The following is a 269-nucleotide window of genomic DNA, read 5'->3' on the forward strand; positions in this document are numbered from 1 at the left end:
CGTTGAAGAGGGTGGACTTGCCGACATTTGGCAATCCAACGATACCGCATTTGAAGCCCATGGCTTGAAACCTGTCCGTTTGAAAGAATTCGTTGAGGAGCCTTTTGAGGAAAGGGCAGGGCAAGGTCAAGCCCGTGGGCCGATTTGGGCGGGCAAAGCCCTGCGAATGGTGCGGAATTTCGCGCGGGCGACATGCCGGGCTTGTCGATGCTGCGGTTGCGGCGCAATATGCGCCGGTCGAGCGACCGATCTTTCGTCATCAATGGGGG

Annotated in this window: 1 protein-coding gene; it reads right to left on the bottom strand. The window is 58.0% G+C overall.

Features of this window, described 5'->3' with window-relative positions; translation table 11 throughout:
• Positions 1 to 61, bottom strand: a 61-nt coding sequence (locus SB816_RS32030; RefSeq protein WP_368518063.1) for a GTPase, incomplete at its 3' end; no start/stop codon positions are given.
• Between the last annotated feature and the right edge of the window lie 208 nt (positions 62 to 269).

It is taken from the genome of Achromobacter sp. SIMBA_011, assembly GCF_046535435.1.
Classification (GTDB): Bacteria; Pseudomonadota; Gammaproteobacteria; order Burkholderiales; family Burkholderiaceae_B; genus Achromobacter; species Achromobacter dolens.